A 19,231-nucleotide genomic window follows, 5' to 3' on the forward strand; every position below is an offset into this window, starting at 1 on the left:
ATCCGACCGTCTGACCGGCGGGCGAGGTCCGACGCCTCCCTAGGATGCCGGACATGGCTCTCGGGGCTCTCGATGCCCGTGAGGCTTCTGATTTCTGCTGGTGGGACCGTACCCCCCACGTCAACGGGTCCTGCTCGAAAGGAAATTTGGTGTTTGCTTCGTTCTCGGCGGTGTTCGTACGCAGGCGAGGGGCGGCGGCCCGCCTCGGCGCCGCGACGCTGATGTCCGGGCTCGTCGCCGCGGGCGTGCTGGCCGGTGCCGGCCAGGCGGCCGCCGACGAGACGACTCAGGGTGAGGGCGGGGCGACCGCCACCATAGCCGGGCTCAAGACGTACGGCACCGCGGTGATACACGGCGGCACCGGGGACCAGCAGGTCTCGGCGGGCCTGTTCGAGATGTCCGTCGAGGGCGGCGGCATGCTGCAGACGTACTGCGTCGACCTCCACAACCCCACGCAGCGGGACGCCAAGTACCACGAGACACCCTGGGGCGGCACGTCTCTGGGCGCCAACAAGGACGCCGGCCGGATCCGCTGGATCCTGCAGAACTCCTACCCGCAGGTGAACGACCTCGCGGCGCTCGCGCGGAAGGCGGGTGTGCGCGGTGCGCTGACCGAGCAGGACGCGGCGTCCGGCACGCAGGTGGCGATCTGGCGTTACTCGGACGACGTGGCCGTCGACGCCCTCGACCCGCAGGCCGAACAGCTCGCGGACTTCCTGGAGAAGAACGCGCGGAATCTGCCCGAGCCCCGGGCCTCGCTCACCCTCGACCCGCCCGCGGTCTCCGGCCGGCCGGGCGAGCGGCTCGGCCCGGTCACGGTGCACACCAACTCGGGCGGCGTGACGGTGGCCCCGCCCGCGGACGCCGCCACGAGCGGGGTGCGGATCGTCGACAGGCAGGGCAGGGCCATCACGTCCGCGGCCGACGGCGGGCAGGTGTTCTTCGACGTTCCCGAGGACGCGGCGGCCGGCACGGCCGAACTGACCGTGCAGGCCTCGACCAGCGTGCCGGTCGGCCGGGCCTTCGCCTCCGAGAGCCGGAGCCAGACGCAGATCCTGGCCGGCTCCAGCGAGTCGACGGTGTCCGCGGCGGCCGGGGCGACCTGGGCGAAGCAGGGTGCGATACCGGCACTGTCGGCGGCGAAGAACTGCGCCAAGGGCGGTGTGGACATCATCGCGGCCAACAAGGGCGACGAGCCGTTCACCTTCGAACTGGCCGGACTTGAGCACACCATCGCCGCGGGCGAGACCCGCACGGTGACGGTCCCGCTCCAGGAGGACCAGGCGTACGACTTCACGATCCACGGCCCCGGCGGCTTCACCCAGCGCTTCACCGGCATGCTGGACTGCCAGACCCGGAGCAGCGAGACGGGCACGGCCACGCAGACCCTCAGCGAACCGAGCCCGGCCACGGTGGGCGGCACGGCCTCCGACACCAACCTCGCCGAGACCGGCTCCACCGGCGTCACCCCGCTCATCGCGGGCATAGCCATCACCCTGGTCGTCATCGGCGGTGCGACCCTGGTCGTCCTCCGACGCAAGGCGACACCGACGAACGACTGACTGGGCGGGACGGGCCTATGGCGGCCGGACAGGGACGCCGGTTCTCGGTGAGTCGCGCTCGCCCTAGGCTCGGCCCATGAAGATCACGGTGCGATCAGCGGCCGAAGCGGACCTGGCGGCGCTGTTGGCCCTCTACCGGGAACTGAACCCGGACGATGCGCCGTTGCCCGAGGCGGCTGCGGATGCCATCTGGGCGGCCATATCCGGGCAGCAGGGGCGGACCGTTCTGGTGGCGGATGCCGACGGCACCGTGGCCGGGACAGCCGACTGCGTCGTCATGCCGAATCTCACCCGCGGCGGCCGGGCCATCCTGTTCGTGGAGAACGTCGTGGTCGTCGGCGGCTTCCAGCGGCGTGGCGTCGGGCGTCAACTGATGGAGGCAGCCGTGCGGCTGGGGGAGTCCGCCGGCTGTTACAAGGTGCAACTGCTGGCGGCGGACGACGCGTACGTCCACAGCTTCTACGAAGCGTGCGGCTTCAAAGCCCTGGCACAAGGGTTTCGCCGCTACGTCGAGTAGCCGCGCGCATCCGTGCGGGAACCGAACCGATCGCCCTGACGTGTTCCTGTGCAGGGGTGGTGGTTCACGCTGCGATCCGATCAAGATCGAGGCAAGGCCGGTGCGGATGTCAGTGCCGGCAGCGATACTTGCGGTGACGGATGACCATGGGGGAGGTCACAGTGACACACCTGCCGAAGAGCAGCCCACCACCACCGGGCCCGAGCCTGCCCATTCTCCCGGCCGTTCCGGCGCAGCCGACACCACCGGCCCCGCCTCCCGGCAGCAGCCCCGCCGCATCCCCACCCCCGGCGCCCCGCCGCACCGCCTTCGCGGAGGGCCTCGACCAACTCCGCGCCGCCGCCACCACCGAGCCCGGCCGCCTGCGCATCATCGGCGCCCTCCTGGCCCTCCTCGTCGTCGCCTTCGGCACCGTCACCGCCTGGCAGATGACCGACCGCGCGGCCGCCGCCGACGACGTCCTCACCAGCAGTCAGCCCCTCAGCTCGGACGCGGCCGACATCTACCGCTCCCTCGCGGACGCCAACACCGCCGCCTCCAGCGGCTTCCTTGCCGGCGGCCAGGAAACGGCCGCGTCCCGAGACCGCTACGAGAAGGACATCCGCACGGCCGCCGACAAACTCGTCAACGCAGCCGCCAACGCCGACCCGGACTCCCCGTCCACCGCGACGATCGCCAAGCTCAACAAGCTCCTCCCGGAGTACAAGGGCCTGGTCGAACGCGCCCGTACCTACAACCGCCAGGGCTTCCCGGTCGGCGGCGCCTACCTCCGCTACGCCAACGAGAAGATGCAACAGCAGATGCTCCCGGCAGCGGAGGACCTGTACAAGAAGGAGAACCAGCGCCTGCGCGCGGACTACGCGGACGCCACGCCCTATCCCTGGGCGGCCATCGCCCTGGGCCTCGCCGCCCTGGCCGCCCTCGCCTGGGCCCAGCACCGCAACTACCGGCGTACGAACCGCGTGCTGAACCACGGCCTGGTCGCCGCCACAGCCACCGCGACGGTGGTCCTGCTCTGGCTGGTCGTCGGCCACAGCGTCGCCCGCGCGGGCCTGAACGACTCCTACGACCACGGCGTCCGCTCCCTGAACGTGCTGCACGACGCCCGCATCGCCTCCCTCAAGGCGCGGGGCAACGAGAACCTGACCCTGGTGGCCCGCGGCGCCGAGACGAAGAAGGTCGGCGCGCAGACCTACGACGCCTACGACTACGACTTCCGCACGGACATGGCCGACCTCGGCAAGTACCTGGCGGACGCCGCGAACCTCGCCGACGACACATCGGGCGAACAGCCCGTCACCGCCGCCGTCGGCAACATGACGGAGTGGAAGAAGCGCCACACCGCGGCCCGCGAGCAGGACGCGAACGGCAACTACCAGCAGGCGCTTGACAAGGTCATCGGCACCAAGGACGCGACCGGCGAATGCTTCGACAGCGTCGACGCGAACCTGCGCACGGCACTCGCTCACGAGGAGACCGAGTTCAAGCGTGCGGCCGGCGACGGCCGGGACGCCCTGACGGGCCTGTCGGCGGGCGCGGCCGTCCTCGCGGTCCTGGGCGCCGCGGGCGCGGTGCTGGGCATCGGCCGCAGGCTGTCGGAGTACCGATGAACGGGGCACGGGGTACAAGGGGAGACGTGAAAGGGGGCGTGAGCATGCGAGCACGACGTCTGCGGGCCAGCCTGAAGGGCTGGGGCGGGGTGGCCACGATGGCGGTCGTCTGCGCCCTGGTGGCGGTCTTCGCGCTGTGCGTCCCGCTGTCCGGACCGGGCATCGGCGACGGCCGGGCCGTCACACAAGCCTCCCAGGCCACGATCGAAAAGGCCGAGGAGGACTGCGAGGCCCCCGAGAAGCAGACGCTGTCCCCCTCCTCCGCCGACGGCGACACCATCCGGGCGATCAAGGACCGCGAGGGCGAGAAGCGCAAGCTGATCGTCGGCGTCGACCAGAACAGCTACCGCTGGGGCTACCGCAACCCCAACAGTGGCAAGACCGCGGAGCTCGAGGGCTTCGACATCGACCTGGTCCACCGCATCGCCGAGGACATACTCGGCGACCCGGACGCCGTCCAGTTCAAGGCGATCCCGACCGACCAGCGCATCCCGGCGATCCAGGACGGCCGCGTGGACATGGTCGTCCGCACGATGACGATCAACTGCGCGCGCATCGCGGACGTCGCCTTCTCCGCGCCCTACTTCAAGACGGGACAGCAGGTCCTGGCCCCGAAGTCCTCGCCCGTCAAGGGCTACGACGACACGCTCGCGAACCGCAGGATCTGCACGGCGGCCGGCTCAACGGCGTACTCCACGCTGGAGGCCGACCAGAAGGACGGCAAACTCCCCGCCACCACCGACATCTCCACGACCGTCCCCAACCAACTCGACTGCCTGGTAAGGCTCCAGCTCGGCGAGGTCGACGCCGTGGTCACCGACGGCGCCCTCGCGGCGAGCCAGGCGGCACAGGATCCGACGGTCCAGCTCAAGGGCGACGCCTTCACTGCCGAGTACTACGGCGTGGCGATGAAGAAGGACGCCGACGATCTGGTACGCCGGGTCAACCAGATCCTGGTGGACTACCGCAAGGACACCGCGAACGGCTGGCAGGCGTCATACGACAAATGGCTGTCGGCGACACTGGGCAAGGATGCGAAGAAGTCGGAACCACCGGCTCCGCAGTATCTCCGCAGTACCTGACCGCTCGACCGGCAACCCGACCGAAACCCAACCGCCCATCCACCCGCCAATCCAACCGCCAACCCAACCGGCACTACCGCAGCGAGAGGTGATCGATGGGCGTCACGGGATCCACCGGGCCGGTGATGGACCGGGACGAGGTGGACCGTGCGCTGGCGCGGCTCGGCGCGGAGCACGAGGCGATCGAGACCTCGCTCCTCGCCCTGCAGGACCACGCGGGCCGCAGACTTCTGGAGGGCGCCGGGCTCACCGGTGTCACCCAGGAACGCTGGACGTCCACGGAGGCGTCGATCACGCTGCTGTGGACGTACTTCGACGCGTACACGGACGCCCTGCGTACCGCTCGCGACATCCGCTCCCGCCGCCGCTGGTCCAGTCGCGAGGATCTGGTGGAGCTGACGGAACTGCTGACCGGCGAGTCCGTCACCGTCGCGGGCAGCGCCACCGCGACGGCCAACGCCCCCACCCTGCACGGCGCTGCGAACAAACTCAGCGAGCGCTTCTCGCTCACCACCCTCGTCGACCGGATGAACGAGCTGTACGCGACGAGCCTGGACATGGTCGTCGCCGCCGACGCGGTCTGGTCGGCGCTGCCCGCCCGGATCGACCTGCTGGCGGCCGAGCTCCAGCGCACCCGCCGGCTCGCGCACTCGGTGGGCGTGCGCCCCGGCGAGCACCCGGCGGGCGACGACCTGGAGCGCATCACGCGCACACTGACGAAGCTGCGCGAGCAGGTGGTCTCGGACCCGCTGGAGTTCTGGCTGGCCGCGGAGGGCAGTTCGGCTCCGGGCGGCGGCCGGCCGGACACGACGGTGTACGACCGTGAGGCGCGCGCCCTGGAGGACGTACGCCGGGAGATCGACGCGGTCTTGACGGTCCGGCAGGATGCCGAGAAGCGGATCGTCCGGCTGCGGGACATCCTCAGCCGCGCGGACCGCACGCTGGCCGAGGCGCGCACCGCCCGCGGCGAGGTCCTCGCGAAGATCGCGGCGACGGAGGTGCCGGTCGTCAGCGGACCGCCGACGGTGTTGCAGGAGCAGGTGGCGGCGGCCGCGGATTACCGCAGGCAGGGGCAGTGGCACCGGCTGTCCCCGCTGCTGGAGTCGCTGGAGCAGAAGGCGGAGGACGAACTGCTGCGCGCCCGCGAGTCGTTGACCGCGGTCACCGCGCCCCTGGCGGTCCGGGCCGAGCTGCGCGGCCGGCTCGACGCGTACAAGGCGAAGGTGGCGCGACACGGCTTCGCTGAGGACGCGCTGCTGGTGGAGCGGTACGAGAAGGCGCGCCGCATGCTGTGGAGCGCCCCTTGCGATCTGCGCGCCGCCGAAGGGGCCGTGCTGCGCTACCAGCACGCGGCCGCGGAGCTGATCGGCGGCCCGCGGGTGCCGGACCAGGGCGTACGCGAGGACGACCGGAGGGGGCCGGGCGCATGAGCGACAAGGGGGAGTCCATGACCGAGGCACGCACATGTCAACGCCCCACCTGCACCGGCACCTACGAGGACGTGGGTGGCGGCGAACTGTACTGCGACACCTGCGGCCTCGCCCCGGTCGTCGGAGCGAACGGCATGGTCGCTTCGCCCCCCACTGGCATCACCGCCGGCGGTAAAGGGGGCTCGCGCGGTTCTGGTACCAGCGGCAGCTCCCGCTCCAGCGGCCGCAGTTCCCGTACGTCGTCCCAGTCGTCGAAGTCCCGCCGCTCGGTGTCGGGACGCCTCTCGCGCTCCCTGTCGGGCAAGTCGACGAGCCGCTCGGTTTCGGTGCGCAGCTCCGGCTCCGGCGCCGGTTCCTCGTCCCGGGGCCGGCTGGGCGCCGGGCTGGTGCAGGTGCCGCCGATCCCGCGGCCCGACCCGCGCGAGATGGTCCTCGACAACCCCGAGGTGCCCGAGCGGAAGCGGTTCTGCTCGCGCTCCGACTGTGGCGCTCAGGTGGGCCGGGCGCGCGGTGACCGGCCGGGGCGCACGGAGGGCTTCTGCACCAAGTGCGGCCACCCGTACTCCTTCGTGCCGAAGCTCAAGGCCGGTGACGTCGTGCACGGCCAGTACGAGGTGGTCGGCTGCCTCGCGCACGGCGGCCTGGGCTGGATCTACCTCGCCGTCGACCGGGCGGTCTCGGACCGCTGGGTGGTCCTCAAGGGCCTGCTGGACACCGGCGACCAGGACGCGATGGCCGCGGCGATCTCCGAGCGGCGCTTCCTCGCGGAGATCGAGCACGCCAACATCGTGCGGATCTACAACTTCGTGGAGCACCTGGACCAGCGCACGGGCTCCCTCGACGGCTACATCGTCATGGAGTACGTCGGCGGCAAATCGCTGAAGGAGATCGCCAACGGCCGCCGCACAGCGCAGGGCAGGCGTGATCCGCTGCCGGTGGAGCAGGCCTGCGCGTACGGCATCGAGGCGCTGGAGGCGCTCGGCCATCTGCACAGCCGCAACCTGCTGTACTGCGACTTCAAGGTCGACAACGCGATCCAGACCGAGGACCAGCTCAAGCTGATCGACATGGGCGCGGTGCGCAGGATGGACGACGAGGAGTCGGCCATCTACGGCACGGTGGGCTATCAGGCGCCGGAGGTAGCCGAGGCCGGTCCGTCGGTGGCGAGCGACCTCTTCACCGTCGCCCGCACGCTCGCCGTCCTGACCTTCGACTTCCAGGGCTACACGAACGTCTACGCGGACTCCCTGCCCGACCCGGACCACATCGAGGTCTTCCGGCAGTACGAGTCGTTCTACCGCCTGCTGGTCCGCGCCACCGACCCGGACCCGGCCCGGCGGTTCGCCTCCGCGCAGGAGATGACCGAGCAACTGACCGGCGTCCTGCGGGAGGTCGTCTCCCTCCAGACGGGCCGCGCCAGGCCCGCCCTGTCCACCCTGTTCGGGCCCGAACTGCGGGTCACGGACACGGAGCTGTTCCCGCGGCTGGACGGTGAGGTGTCCCGGCTGGGGGCGCGAGTGGTGCGGACACGGCGCGGTTCCCCGACCGCTGCCGCGCTGCCCGCCGCCGCTTCCGGCCCGGCCGTCGCCCAGCTCCCCGCTGGCGGGGAGCAGCCCCACGCTCCGCTGCCCGCCGGCCTCGTCAGAGCCGTCGACGCGCCCGCCGCCGCCCTCGCCCTGCCCGTTCCGCGGGTCGACCCGTCCGACCCCAACGCCGGTTTCCTGGCGGGCCTGATGACCTCCGCGCCGGCCGAGCTGCTCGGGGCCCTCGCGGCAGCCCCCGCCCCGTCGACCGAGACGCGGCTGCGGCAGATCCGGGCCTGGCTGGAGACCGGCGACCCGGCCGCCGCACTGGAGGCCCTGGTCGTGCTGGAGGGCGAGCGGCCCGACGACTGGCGGGTGGTCTGGTACCGGGGCGTGACCGCACTGGTCACCGGCGACGACGAGGGCGCCGCGCTCGCCTTCGACGCGATCTACGACGCCTTCCCCGGCGAGATCGCGCCCAAGCTCGCGCTGGGCCTGTGCGCGGAGGTGCTGGGCCAGCTCGACAACGCCGCCGAGTACTACCGGCTGGTGTGGTCGACCGACCCGAGCTACGTGAGCGCCGCGTTCGGGCTGGCCCGCGTACAACTGGCCACCGGGGACCGGCGCAGCGCCGTACGGACGCTGGAGTCGGTCCCGGAGTCCTCCATCCACTACACGGCCGCGCGCGTGGCGGCCGTTCGGGCGCGGCTGCGGCAGCGCACGGCGGCCGCCTCCGACGTACCGTTCCTGGAGGACCTCACGGCCGCCGCGGCACAGGTCGAGGCGCTGGAGGCGTACGGTCTGGACCCCGCGCGGCGGGAGCAGTTGTCGGCCGAAGTCCTCGGCAGCGCGCTGGACTGGGTACTCTCCGGGGGCCAGGGTTCCGCCCCTCCCGCCGCCGGGGGACGGACGCTGCTCGGCAGCGGCCTGGACGAGCGGGGCCTGCGTTTCGGCCTGGAACGCTCGTACCGCACGCTGGCCCGGCTGGCGCGGGGCGGCGAGGAGAGGATCGACCTGGTGGAACGTGCCAATCGTTACCGCCCCCGGACGTGGGTGTAGTTGATGTCGCAGATGCCCCAGTTGTCCGCCTGCCCGAGTTGCGAGGAACCCCTCGAATCGGGTGACCGCTTCTGCGGCGCGTGCGGATATGACCTGTCCGCCGTGCCGGAACGGCCGCAGGACAACCCGACCATCACCATGAACGGCTCGGTGCCCGCCCAGGGCACTGCGGCCGGTGAGTATCCCGAGCGCCCATCGGCGCCACCCGCCGGCGCGCCCTGGCCGGCCCCAGGGCCGCCGAACCCCCAGGCCACGGCCGCGGGTGGCCCCATGCCACCGGAGGCGCCCCCGGCCGCCGGCGTGCGGTTCGACCGGCGGCCCGACGGACATGCCGCCCCGCCGGAGACGTATCAGACCCAGCCCGATCAGATGCAGCCCGACGAGTACCTCCTCCAGGCACCGGACCCACGGGTGTCCGCCGAGCCCGCGGCCCCGGCCGCCGGCGCCGGCGGCAAGGTCTGCGTGGCCTGCCGTGCCGGCCGCGTGGACGACGACGGCTACTGCGAGAACTGCGGCCACGCCCAGCCGCGCGAACGGGACCACATGGAGCAGGAGTCCGGCCCGATCGCCGCGGTCAGCGACCGCGGCCTGCGCCACCACCGCAACGAGGACGCGTTCGCCATCGGCACCACCGCGCTGCCCGACGGCACTCCCGCCTCCGTGGCGATCGTCTGCGACGGCGTCTCCTCGGCGACCCGCCCCGACGACGCCTCCCAGGCCGCTTCGCGGGCCGCGAGCGAGGCGGTGCTGGCCGCCCTGCCGCGCGGCGCGCACCCGCAGCAGGCGATGCACGACGCGATCGTCGCCGCCTCACGCGCCGTCAACTCGCTCGCCGACGAGCCCGCCACGGCCCGCGAGCAGGCCCCGCACCAGAACGCCCCCGCGTGCACCATCGTCGGCGCCGTGGTGACGTCGGGCCTCCTGATCGTGGGCTGGGTCGGCGACAGCCGCGCCTACTGGGTCCCGGTCGACCGGAGCGCTCCCCCCGCCCGGCTCACCGAGGACGACTCGTGGGCCGCGCAGATGGTCGCCGCGGGCCTGATGAACGAGGCCGAGGCCTACGCCGACGAGCGCGCCCACGCGATCACCGGCTGGCTCGGCGCGGACGCATACGAGCTGGAGCCGCACACCGCCGCGTTCAAGCCGGACCGGCCGGGCGTGGTGGTGGTCTGCACCGACGGCCTGTGGAACTACGCGGAGGCGGCCGAGGAGATGGCCCGGGTCCTCCCGCTCGACGCCGCCGCGCATCCCCTGCACAGCGCCCGGGTGCTCGTCGGCCACGCCCTGGACGGCGGGGGCCACGACAACGTAACAGTGGCCCTCGTGCCGTTCCCCGCCGTGCCCCAGGGGGCAGGATCGGCCTGAGGCCACGTACGGGGACGCCTCGGCGGACCGGAGGGGACCGGTCCGCCTACCGTCATCACCCCGCTCCGGTGGGGGCTTTCGAGGGGGATCGAAGCAGGCATGGCCAATTTCTCGAAGTCGAACGTGCCCCAGTTCTCGGTGGACGTGTACCAGAACGAGTACCTGCCGGAGGGCGCCGGCGAGGTCAACGCCATCGTCACGGTGACGGCCACCGGCGGCGGCACGATCGGCACCGCGGTCTCGGCGCCCCATCTCTTCTCGCCCGGCCGGGGCCCGTCCGCGGCCGTGGCGGTCATGGTCGACTGCTCGGGGTCGATGGACTACCCGCCGACCAAGATGCGCAACGCCCGGGACGCCACGGCCGCCGCGATCGACACTCTGCGCGACGGCGTGCACTTCGCCGTGATCGGCGGGACACACGTGGCCAAGGAGGTCTACCCGGGCGGCGGTCGCGTCGCGGTCGCCGACGCCACTACCCGCGAGCAGGCCAAGCAGGCGCTGCGCTCGCTCAGCGCGGGTGGCGGCACGGCCATCGGCACCTGGCTGAAACTCGCCGACCGCCTGCTGTCCTCCGCGGACGTCGCCATCCGGCACGGCATCCTGCTCACCGACGGCCGCAACGAGCACGAATCGCCCGAGGATCTGAAGGCCGCGCTCGACGCGTGCGCCGGGCGCTTCACCTGTGACGCGCGCGGCGTGGGCACCGACTGGGAAGTGAAAGAAGTCACAGGGATCGCCTCCGCCCTGCTCGGCACCGCCGACATCGTCGCCGATCCGGCCGGGCTCGCCGCCGACTTCACACAGATGATGGAGACGGCGATGGGCAAGGAGGTCGCGGACGTCTCCCTGCGGCTGTGGACCCCGGTCGACACCACCGTGAAGTTCGTCAAGCAGGTCGCGCCGACGGTCGAGGAACTGACCGGCAGGCGCACGGAGGCGGGTCCCCGCGCGGGCGACTACCCCCTTGGTTCCTGGGGAGACGAGTCCCGTGACTACCACGTCTGTGTCGAGGTCCCGGCCGCGCACATCGGGCAGGAGATGCTGGCGGCCCGGATCTCGCTGGTCATTCCGCAGCCCGACGGCAGCGCCCAGAACCTCGGCGCGCAGGGCCTGGTGAAGGCCGTGTGGACCGACGACATGGTCGCCTCGACGTCGATCAACCCCCAGGTCGCCCACTACACCGGGCAGGCCGAACTGGCACAGGTCATCCAGCATGGACTGGATCTTCGCAAAGCGGGGGATATGGACGGAGCAACGGCCAAACTGGGCCGGGCCGTTCAGCTCGCGAGTGCCTCCGGGAACGCCGATACTGCGAAACTGCTTGCGAAGGTGGTGGACGTGGTCGATGCCGCGACCGGTACTGTGCGACTGAAGGCGAAGGTTCAGGAGGCCGACGAGATGACGCTCGAGACCCGGTCCACCAAGACCGTTCGTGTAAAGAAGTGACCTAGAAGAGATCGAAGGAGGGACGGGCCGACATGCCGACCTGCCCGAACGGACACCAGTCGGGTTCCGACGACTGGTGCGAGGTCTGCGGTCACCGCATGGCGGGTGCCGTGCCTCCGCCCCCTCCGCCACCCCCGCCCGGCGGCTACGGCTTCCCGCCGCCTGGGGGCCCGGGCGGCCCCGGTGGCCCGCCCGGCGGTCCCGGTGGGCGGCCTCCGCACCTGTCCGCCGTACCGAACGCCGAGCCGGAGCTCTGCCCGCAGTGCCGTACGCCGCGTGAGGGCGGCGCGCCGTTCTGCGAGGAGTGCCGGTGGAACTTCCTGACGAACACGGCGACTTCGTACACCCCCGCGGCCCCGCCCCCGCAGGCGCCCGGCCCGGGCGTGCGTTTCCAGCCTCCGGGCCAGCCCGGTCCCGGCCCGTCGGGTCCGTCCTACGGCGGCGGTGACTCGTACGAGTACGAGGGCTCCCGCCCGTCGCAGATGAACCGCCCGGCCGAGCCGATCCCGCCGTTCGGCAGCGATCCCTCGGGCCCTCCGCCTCCTCCCGGCGGCGGTTTCCCCGGACCGGGCGGACCCGGTGGCCCCGGCGGTTACCCCGGCCCCGGCGGCCCTCCCGGACCTGGTGGGCCTCCTGGCCCTGGCGGTCCTGGTGGCCCCTCCGGTCCTGGCGGTCCTTCCGGTCCTGGCGGTCCTTCCGGTTTCGGTGGCCCCTCCGGTCCTGGTGGGCCTTCCGGCCCTGGTGGCCCCTCCGGTCCTGGTGGCCCCTCCGGTCCTGGTGGTCCCCCCGGCCCGCCCGGATTCGGTGCCGACCCCTCGCGGCCGTTCCCGCCGCCGCCCGGCCCCGGCGGACCTGGTGGTCCCGGCAGCCCCGGCGGCTCCGGTGCGCCCGGCGCTCCGCAGGCCTTCCAGCAGTCCGGCCCGCCGGCCCCACCCGGCTTCCCGCAGGAGACCCAGCGGCCGCCGCAGCAGGGCGGCCCGTTCGGCGGCGGTGAGGACGACTGGGTGATCTCCCCGCCGACCACCGGCCCGGGCGGCCCTGGTGGTCCGGGTGGCCCCGGCGGCCCCGGTCCCGGTCAGGGCGGTGGCTACGGCTTCCCCCAGCCCGGTGCGACGCAGGCTCCTCCCGGTCCTGGTCAGGGCGGCTACGGCTACCCGCAGCCCGGTGCGACGCAGGCTCCTCCCGGTCCTGGTCAGGGCGGCTACGGCTACCCGCAGCCCGGTGCGACGCAGGCCCCTCCCGGCCCCGGCCAGGGCGGCTTCCCGCAGCAGCCCCAGGCGCCGCAGGGACCGGCGACCTGGACCGCGACCATCGGCCCGGACCGCGATTACTTCATGGCGATGATGCAGCGCTCCGGCCCCGAGGCCGCGGGCCTGAACCTGCCCGCGTACTCGCCCGAGCAGCAGCGCACGCTCACCGGCAACCAGATCACGATCGGCCGCCGCCGGCACTCCACCGGCGACACCCCCGACGTCGATCTGGCGGTGCCGCCGGAGGACCCGGGCGTCTCGCACCAGCACGCGGTGCTGGTCCAGCAGCCGGACGGCACCTGGGCGGTCGTCGACCAGAACTCGACGAACGGCACGACGGTCAACGGCTCGGACGAACCGATCCAGCCGTTCGTCCCCGTCCCGCTGCAGGACGGCGACCGGGTGCACGTGGGCGCCTGGACGACGATCACGATCCGCCGGGGCTGAGCCCTTCCGGGCTCAGGACGGGAGGGGCCAGGCGTACGGCCCCTCCGGGTCGTCCAGCCAGGCCCACTCCCGGTCGCCGCTGATCGTGACGCCGTAGCGCTCCCGCTGCGGCATGCCCTCCTGCTCCCACAGCGCGTGCGCCTCCTGCGGGTCGAGGCTGCCGCGGGTCAGCGTCAGCAGGAAGCGGAACAGGTCGTCCTCCCTGGCCCGGCGCGGTACCCCGCCCAACTGGGCGGGTTCACCCCAGGGCCGGCTCCCGCCGCGCAGCGGCACGAAGTAGGCGGGCGTGTGCAGGAAGCGGCCTTCGGCATGCCCCGCGTCGCTCACCGTGAGCACGATCAGGCCGGTGCCGAGCGGCATGAGGATCCGGCCGCCGGGACGGCTCTGCGCGAGCCAGGCGCGCGGCACGGTGCTCAGGGCGCAGGTGGCGATGATCCGGTCGAACGGCGCACGTTCCGGCACGCCCCGGGCGCCGTCGCCGGTGACGACGACCGGCTGGTATCCGGCCACGGCCAGGTGCCGGCGGGCCGACTCGGTGATCTCCGGGTCGAGGTCGATGGTGGTGACCTTGTCGTCACCCAGCCGGTGGGCGAGCAGCGCGGCGTTGTAGCCGGTGCCGGCGCCGATCTCCAGGACCGTGTCCCCGTCCGTCACGCACAGCGCGGCCAGCATGTCCGCCATCAGGGAGGGCTGGCTGCTGGAGGAGAGCAGTTCGCCGTCGCGCAGCCGGGTCGCCAGCGGGGTGTCCTCGTAGGCACCGCGCACCCACCGCTCACGCGCCCGAGGGTCGGGGCTCTCGCCCCAGCGTCGTTCGTAGCCGCCGGCGACGCCGACGTAGTAGTACGGCACGAAGAGATGGCGCGGGACCGCCGCGAACGCCTCGCGCCACACCGGGTCGGCGGCCCAGGCCCCGCTCGCGTCGATCCGGCGCACCAGCGCCGCCCGCGCGGAGGCGGCGAGGCCGCCCGGTTCCGGTTCCCTGTCGGGAGCATGCCCGCCCATACCCCCACAGTAAGGGCCGCGGGGGGCGGTCCTAGGCCTTGAGTCCTATGTCCCCGCGTCTGAGAGCATGGAGGGCGTGAATGAGATTCGGCGCGGCACGCTTCAGGAGCAGACCTTCTACGAGCAGGTCGGCGGGGAGGAGACCTTCCGCCGGCTCGTTCACCGTTTCTACGAGGGAGTTGCCGAGGACCCGCTGCTGCGGCCCATGTACCCCGAGGAGGACCTGGGCCCGGCCGAGGAGCGCCTGGTGCTGTTCCTCATCCAGTACTGGGGCGGCCCGACGACGTACAGCGACAACCGCGGCCATCCCCGCCTGCGGATGCGGCACGCGCCGTTCACGGTCGACCGTGCGGCGCACGATGCCTGGCTGAAGCACATGCGGGTCGCCGTCGACGAACTCGGGTTGTCCGAGGAGCACGAGCACACGCTGTGGAACTACCTGACGTACGCGGCGGCCTCGATGGTGAACGCGCCGGGCTGACCGGCGGGAGGGGGCGGTGGTCAGCGAACGCTGACGTCCAGCGCCCCGAGCCCGGCCCGCCGTACGGCGATCGACCCGTACGGCGTGCGCAGCCTCAGCCACGCGCCCGACGAGAACAGCCCCAGCGGCACCTCGGGCCGCAGGAAGCCGAGGGACTGCGCCGCGTGCACGGCCCGGACCGGGAGGCGGGTGTCTGCGACCGTACGGGACCAGATGTCCCGCCCGATCCGGTCCAGCTCGGCCCTGGTGCGCTGCTCGGACGGCAACTCCTGCGTACGGGACCGGAACTCGGCGACCACGGCGGCGACCAGGGACCGCAGGGCGTCCGGTGCCGGCAGCCCCGGCTCGGGCCGCCAGCCGCCGCGCGGCGGCAGCACACCGGCCCACGGAGGCCCGGTCACGGCACCCGGCACGACAGCGGTGGCCGCCTGCTCGTCCACCGACTCCAGCAGCTCACCGGCGGAGACGGTCACGTCGAGCGTGGCGTCCAGCCCGTTCTCGTACGGCTTGGCCAGCCGCACCGCGCGCACGGCCAGCACCTCGAAGGACGGCGGCCGTCCGAAGACGGCCAGTGCGGTGCCCGCCGCCTGCAGGCGCACCGCGGCTCCACGGTCGTAGTGGAGCAGCCGGGAGAGGAAGGCCGCGAGATCCGCCGCCTCCCCCTCGTCGGCGAGGTGCAGGACCGTCATGCGGCGACGGCCTCCTCCTCGGCGTCATCCGTGTACCCCTGGAGGAACTCCCGTTCCTCCGAGGTGATCCGGCGCGGGCGCTGTGCCTCGAAGTCGAACGGCACGACCACCGTCGAGGCTCGCACGTAGACCACGTCGTCGTCCTTCACCTCGTAGGTGATGGTGAACGACGCGGCCCTGATCTCGGTGATCCACAGCTCGATGTCCACCGGGTGGTGCCGGTGGACGAGCTGCCGCTTGTAGTCGATCTCATGGCGTGCCACCACGGACCCCTGCTGGAAATCCTTCTCCGGCCGGAAGAGGAAGTCGATACGGGCTTCCTCCAGGTAGCGCACGAAGACCGCGTTGTTGACATGGCCGTACGCGTCCATGTCCGACCAACGCAGCGGGCAGCGGTAGATGTGCCGCAAGATCGATCAGCCCCGGGTCAGCTTCTTGTAGGTGGCGCGGTGCGGACGGGTGGCGTCCGGGCCGAGCCGCTCGATCTTGTGCTTCTCGTACGACTCGAAGTTGCCCTCGAACCAGAACCACTTGGACTCGCCCTCGTAGGCGAGGATGTGCGTGGCGACGCGGTCCAGGAACCACCGGTCGTGGGAGACGACCACGGCGCAGCCGGGGAACTCGAGCAGCGCGTTCTCCAGGCTGCTCAGGGTCTCGACGTCCAGGTCGTTGGTCGGCTCGTCGAGGAGCAGCAGGTTGCCGCCCTGCTTGAGGGTGAGCGCGAGGTTCAGCCGATTGCGCTCACCGCCGGAGAGCACCCCGGCCGGCTTCTGCTGGTCCGGGCCCTTGAAGCCGAAGGCGGAGACGTAGGCCCGGCTCGGCATCTCGACCTGGCCGACATTGATGTAGTCGAGCTCGTCGGAGACCACGGCCCACAGGGTCTTCTTCGGGTCGATCTTCTCGCGGCTCTGGTCGACGTAGGAGATCTTGACGGTGTCGCCGACCTTGATGGAACCGGAGTCCGGCTCCTCCAGGCCCTGGATCATCTTGAACAGGGTCGTCTTACCGGCACCGTTCGGACCGATGATCCCGACGATGCCGTTCCGCGGGAGAGTGAAGCTGAGGTCGTCGATGAGGACCTTCTCGCCGAAGGCCTTGCTGAGGTTGTTGATCTCGACGACGACACTGCCCAGACGCGGGCCCGGCGGGATCTGGATCTCCTCGAAGTCCAGCTTCCGCATCTTCTCGGCCTCGGCGGCCATCTCCTCGTAGCGGGCCAGACGCGCCTTGGACTTGACCTGACGTCCCTTGGCGTTGGACCGCACCCACTCGAGCTCTTCCTTGAGACGCTTCTGCCGCTTGGCGTCCTTCTGGCCCTCGACCTTGAGGCGGGCGGCCTTGGTCTCCAGGTACTTGGAGTAGTTGCCCTCGTAGGGGTAGAGGCGGCCGCGGTCGATCTCGCAGATCCACTGGGCGACGTTGTCGAGGAAGTAGCGATCGTGAGTGACCGCTACGACGGTGCCCGGGTACTTGGCCAGGTGCTGCTCCAGCCAGTTCACCGACTCGGCGTCGAGGTGGTTGGTGGGCTCGTCGAGCAGCAGCAGGTCGGGCTGCTCCAGCAGCAGCTTGCACAGCGCGACGCGGCGGCGCTCACCACCGGAGAGGTTGGTGACGGGCCAGTCGCCGGGCGGGCAGCCCAGCGCGTCCATGGCCTGCTCAAGCTGCGCCTCGAGGTCCCACGCGTTGGCGTGGTCGAGCTCCTCCTGGAGCTTGCCCATCTCGTCCATGAGCGCGTCGGTGTAGTCGGTCGCCATCTGCTCGGCGATCTCGTTGAACCGGTCGAGCTTGCCCTTGACCTCGGAGACACCCTCCTGGACGTTCTCCAGGACGGTCTTGTCCTCGGTCAGCGGCGGCTCCTGCAGCAGGATGCCGACGGTGTAGCCGGGGGTGAGGAAGGCGTCACCGTTGGACGGCTGCTCCAGACCGGCCATGATCTTCAGGATCGTCGACTTGCCGGCGCCGTTCGGGCCGACGACGCCGATCTTCGCTCCCGGGTAGAAGCTCGTCGTCACGTCGTCGAGGATCACCTTGTCGCCGTGCGCTTTGCGCGCCTTGCGCATGGTGTAAATGAACTCAGCCAAGAGAAACCGTCCGGCAGCTTGAAACTGGCAGTGGGCAGATACACCCCATCTTGCCGCAACGCCACGTCTGGGTGGTAACTCGTTTGGGCGGGGGGCTGTGACCTGGGGGTTCGTGGGTGGGTGGCTGAGATCGACTGGTGGTGTCGGTTGGTGTCGGCCGGCCGGGGCCGCCCTCGCACGGCCCCGGCCGAGGGTTCCTCGCACCGCGCCGGGCCATCGGGCCGCGGCGTTGCGCTGCGATCTCGTGTGGGCCGGGGAACGTCGGACCAACCGCTCAACACATCAAAGAGACACGCTCTGGCCCGCGCCTCTTTGGCATTTCTGCACGAATGCGGCGTTGTACGCTCGGGCGCCCGGAATTGACTGCCTCGAGCCGGCGGCAAGGAGTGTGGCATGAGTGGGGTGCAGAACCTTGGCAGGGATCCCGCACCTGACCCGACATCCGAAATGATCCAGGCCGGCATCGGAAAGCGCTTGGAAGACGTTGCCAGAATCCTCGCCGGCGCCCTCGTCGCCGTCACGGGAGTCATGACCGCACTCGGGCTCCGCAGTGAGTTTGTTTTCGTGGCTCTCAACAACGAGTCGTGGCCGATCTATGTGGCCTCGCTCTGCGCCATCGTCGCCATCGTGTGCAGCATCGTGGCTCTGCTCATTCACCCCACACGGCGGGGAAATCTGTGGGAGACCGCCGTGCTTATTCTCGGGGTGGTCTTCTACATGGTGGCGCTGAGCGTGGCGGTCATCGGCGCGGCCAAGGCCGCCGGGGGCAACGGGCGGCCGAGCATCACGGATGTCAGGGTCGACGGTTCTCGGTCTTCGTTGCGGCTGAGCTTCGACATTCGCGCCGACGGTGTCGAAACGTGGTCGAGTATCGGCGTCTACGTAGCCGCCGAGACGGCTGACGGCGAGCCGGTCGACGAAAGCGTCGACCTCTACTCAAGCTCCCTCAGGCCGAACGACAAGGGCGTGGTCGAGCAGCGGGTCAGTGTTCCCCTCTCGCCCCCGCCACAGGCAGGGGCCATCCACATCATCGCCCTCAACGCTGGTGACGGGACCGAGGACGAGTGTGAAACTCGTACACAGCAGGGGCCGGCCTGTACGACCTACTTGCTCCCATAGCGGACCGGGTCTCCGACCTGGGGCGTGACTGTCGGCCCGCGCGAAATGCCGCCGCCACGTCAAGCCGCTGGGCGCAGTCCGGCAGGAAGTTCTCGCCCAGCGACTTCGGGGGCCGTTCGCCTGTTTATGTGAGGCAGGTCACTGCCCGTCCTCGGACACGGAGGGCTCGTCCTCTCCGAAGTCCGGGGCCTGGAAGGGGTTCCTGGCCGGCGGGGGCGATGCTGTGGCAGGGCAGTGGGGCGGTCCGTCCGGAGCGGAGAACGGCGAGGTCAGGTCGATGAGAGGTCTCCCTATGAATCCAAGCCCCCCGTTGGGACCTGGCGTGCGGTGAGCGGGTGCTGCGGTCCTAGAGCTTGGTCATCTTCGCGTACGGGCTCAGGATCCGCTGTTCCACCGAGCCGCCGAAATTCACGAGCGCCGCGATTCCCTCCTCGATGCCGATCACCCGGCCGAGACCGTAGATGTCGTGGTTGACCTGGTCTCCGACGGCGAAGTGCTTGGGAGCCGGCACGACCGGGGGTTTGAAGGGGCTGGTGGGCAGGTGACGCTTCGCGGAAGGCTTTGTCAT

The 19,231-nt window shown here is 71.3% G+C and carries 16 protein-coding genes; 11 read left to right on the forward strand and 5 right to left on the reverse strand.

Annotation, left to right across the window (positions count from 1 at the left end; translation table 11 throughout):
• Nucleotides 1-149: 149 nt before the first annotated feature.
• From OG542_RS26300 to OG542_RS26340, 9 genes are all read left to right on the forward strand, one after another.
• Nucleotides 150-1,562 carry a Cys-Gln thioester bond-forming surface protein gene (locus OG542_RS26300; protein ID WP_328413905.1) on the forward strand — a complete coding sequence of 471 codons (1,413 nt, stop codon included), beginning with the start codon at nucleotides 150-152 and terminating at the stop codon, nucleotides 1,560-1,562.
• Nucleotides 1,563-1,638: 76 nt separating this feature from the next.
• On the forward strand, nucleotides 1,639-2,079 hold the full coding sequence (locus OG542_RS26305; RefSeq protein ID WP_328413906.1) for a GNAT family N-acetyltransferase: 441 nt from the start codon (nucleotides 1,639-1,641) through the stop codon (nucleotides 2,077-2,079).
• Nucleotides 2,080-2,240: 161 nt separating this feature from the next.
• Nucleotides 2,241-3,689: a hypothetical protein gene (locus tag OG542_RS26310; RefSeq protein WP_328413907.1), complete on the forward strand. Its 1,449-nt coding sequence runs from the start codon at nucleotides 2,241-2,243 to the stop codon at nucleotides 3,687-3,689.
• Nucleotides 3,690-3,733: 44 nt separating this feature from the next.
• Complete coding sequence (locus OG542_RS26315; RefSeq protein WP_328413908.1) at nucleotides 3,734-4,771, forward strand: glutamate ABC transporter substrate-binding protein; 1,038 nt, start codon at nucleotides 3,734-3,736, stop codon at nucleotides 4,769-4,771.
• Between the two features lie 95 nt (nucleotides 4,772-4,866).
• Nucleotides 4,867-6,201, forward strand: a complete 1,335-nt coding sequence (locus OG542_RS26320) for a hypothetical protein (RefSeq protein WP_328413909.1) — start codon at nucleotides 4,867-4,869, stop codon at nucleotides 6,199-6,201.
• Between the two features lie 17 nt (nucleotides 6,202-6,218).
• Complete coding sequence (locus OG542_RS26325) at nucleotides 6,219-8,783, forward strand: serine/threonine-protein kinase (protein ID WP_328418110.1); 2,565 nt, start codon at nucleotides 6,219-6,221, stop codon at nucleotides 8,781-8,783.
• Between the two features lie 3 nt (nucleotides 8,784-8,786).
• Nucleotides 8,787-10,148 (forward strand): PP2C family serine/threonine-protein phosphatase, encoded by a 1,362-nt coding sequence (locus OG542_RS26330; RefSeq protein WP_311125765.1) that lies wholly within the window; start codon nucleotides 8,787-8,789, stop codon nucleotides 10,146-10,148.
• Between the two features lie 99 nt (nucleotides 10,149-10,247).
• Nucleotides 10,248-11,594 (forward strand): vWA domain-containing protein, encoded by a 1,347-nt coding sequence (locus OG542_RS26335; protein ID WP_328413910.1) that lies wholly within the window; start codon nucleotides 10,248-10,250, stop codon nucleotides 11,592-11,594.
• 32 nt (nucleotides 11,595-11,626) lie between these two features.
• The gene (locus OG542_RS26340) at nucleotides 11,627-13,291 is read left to right on the forward strand and encodes an FHA domain-containing protein (protein WP_328413911.1); all 1,665 of its coding nucleotides are present in this window, start codon (nucleotides 11,627-11,629) and stop codon (nucleotides 13,289-13,291) included.
• A 12-nt stretch (nucleotides 13,292-13,303) separates the two neighbouring features.
• On the opposite strand, the gene OG542_RS26345 is transcribed toward OG542_RS26340, so the two are convergent.
• Nucleotides 13,304-14,293, reverse strand: coding sequence for a methyltransferase domain-containing protein (locus OG542_RS26345; protein WP_328413912.1), 990 nt, complete (start codon nucleotides 14,291-14,293; stop codon nucleotides 13,304-13,306).
• Between the two features lie 67 nt (nucleotides 14,294-14,360).
• Between OG542_RS26345 and OG542_RS26350 the strand changes: the two genes are divergently transcribed.
• Nucleotides 14,361-14,774, forward strand: coding sequence for a globin (locus tag OG542_RS26350; protein ID WP_184592781.1), 414 nt, complete (start codon nucleotides 14,361-14,363; stop codon nucleotides 14,772-14,774).
• A gap of 20 nt (nucleotides 14,775-14,794) precedes the next feature.
• On the opposite strand, the gene OG542_RS26355 is transcribed toward OG542_RS26350, so the two are convergent.
• Genes OG542_RS26355 through ettA form a run of 3 tightly spaced genes read right to left on the reverse strand, consistent with a single transcriptional unit; the run spans nucleotide 14,795 to nucleotide 17,544 of the window.
• Nucleotides 14,795-15,463, reverse strand: coding sequence for a hypothetical protein (locus OG542_RS26355; protein ID WP_328413913.1), 669 nt, complete (start codon nucleotides 15,461-15,463; stop codon nucleotides 14,795-14,797).
• On the reverse strand, nucleotides 15,460-15,873 hold the full coding sequence (locus tag OG542_RS26360; protein ID WP_328413914.1) for an acyl-CoA thioesterase: 414 nt from the start codon (nucleotides 15,871-15,873) through the stop codon (nucleotides 15,460-15,462). Before OG542_RS26360 ends, OG542_RS26355 begins: the two co-directional genes overlap by 4 nt.
• A 6-nt stretch (nucleotides 15,874-15,879) precedes the next feature.
• Nucleotides 15,880-17,544 carry an energy-dependent translational throttle protein EttA gene (gene ettA / locus OG542_RS26365; RefSeq protein ID WP_311125759.1) on the reverse strand — a complete coding sequence of 555 codons (1,665 nt, stop codon included), beginning with the start codon at nucleotides 17,542-17,544 and terminating at the stop codon, nucleotides 15,880-15,882.
• A gap of 393 nt (nucleotides 17,545-17,937) precedes the next feature.
• Here ettA and OG542_RS26370 point away from each other — a divergent pair, with 393 nt between their 5' ends.
• Nucleotides 17,938-18,663 (forward strand): hypothetical protein, encoded by a 726-nt coding sequence (locus OG542_RS26370; RefSeq protein ID WP_328413915.1) that lies wholly within the window; start codon nucleotides 17,938-17,940, stop codon nucleotides 18,661-18,663.
• 346 nt (nucleotides 18,664-19,009) lie between these two features.
• Here the strand turns inward: OG542_RS26370 and OG542_RS26375 are convergent, their stop codons facing one another.
• On the reverse strand, nucleotides 19,010-19,231 hold the full coding sequence (locus OG542_RS26375) for a hypothetical protein (protein ID WP_193478135.1): 222 nt from the start codon (nucleotides 19,229-19,231) through the stop codon (nucleotides 19,010-19,012).

This window comes from Streptomyces violaceus (assembly GCF_036014075.1).
Classification (GTDB): domain Bacteria; phylum Actinomycetota; class Actinomycetes; order Streptomycetales; family Streptomycetaceae; genus Streptomyces; species Streptomyces violaceus.

Excerpts from the sequence above, each read along its gene's own strand:
- OG542_RS26305 (WP_328413906.1), top strand. The coding sequence starts at position 1,639 with ATGAAGATCACGGTGCGATCAGCGGCCGAAGCGGACCTGGCGGCGCTG.
- OG542_RS26315 (WP_328413908.1), top strand. The coding sequence starts at position 3,734 with ATGCGAGCACGACGTCTGCGGGCCAGCCTGAAGGGCTGGGGCGGGGTG.
- OG542_RS26320 (WP_328413909.1), top strand. The coding sequence starts at position 4,867 with ATGGGCGTCACGGGATCCACCGGGCCGGTGATGGACCGGGACGAGGTG.
- OG542_RS26325 (WP_328418110.1), top strand. The coding sequence starts at position 6,219 with ATGACCGAGGCACGCACATGTCAACGCCCCACCTGCACCGGCACCTAC.
- OG542_RS26330 (WP_311125765.1), top strand. The coding sequence starts at position 8,787 with ATGTCGCAGATGCCCCAGTTGTCCGCCTGCCCGAGTTGCGAGGAACCC.
- OG542_RS26335 (WP_328413910.1), top strand. The coding sequence starts at position 10,248 with ATGGCCAATTTCTCGAAGTCGAACGTGCCCCAGTTCTCGGTGGACGTG.
- OG542_RS26340 (WP_328413911.1), top strand. The coding sequence starts at position 11,627 with ATGCCGACCTGCCCGAACGGACACCAGTCGGGTTCCGACGACTGGTGC.
- OG542_RS26345 (WP_328413912.1), bottom strand. The coding sequence starts at position 14,293 with ATGGGCGGGCATGCTCCCGACAGGGAACCGGAACCGGGCGGCCTCGCC.
- OG542_RS26350 (WP_184592781.1), top strand. The coding sequence starts at position 14,361 with ATGGAGGGCGTGAATGAGATTCGGCGCGGCACGCTTCAGGAGCAGACC.
- OG542_RS26355 (WP_328413913.1), bottom strand. The coding sequence starts at position 15,463 with ATGACGGTCCTGCACCTCGCCGACGAGGGGGAGGCGGCGGATCTCGCG.
- OG542_RS26370 (WP_328413915.1), top strand. The coding sequence starts at position 17,938 with ATGAGTGGGGTGCAGAACCTTGGCAGGGATCCCGCACCTGACCCGACA.
- OG542_RS26375 (WP_193478135.1), bottom strand. The coding sequence starts at position 19,231 with ATGACAAAGCCTTCCGCGAAGCGTCACCTGCCCACCAGCCCCTTCAAA.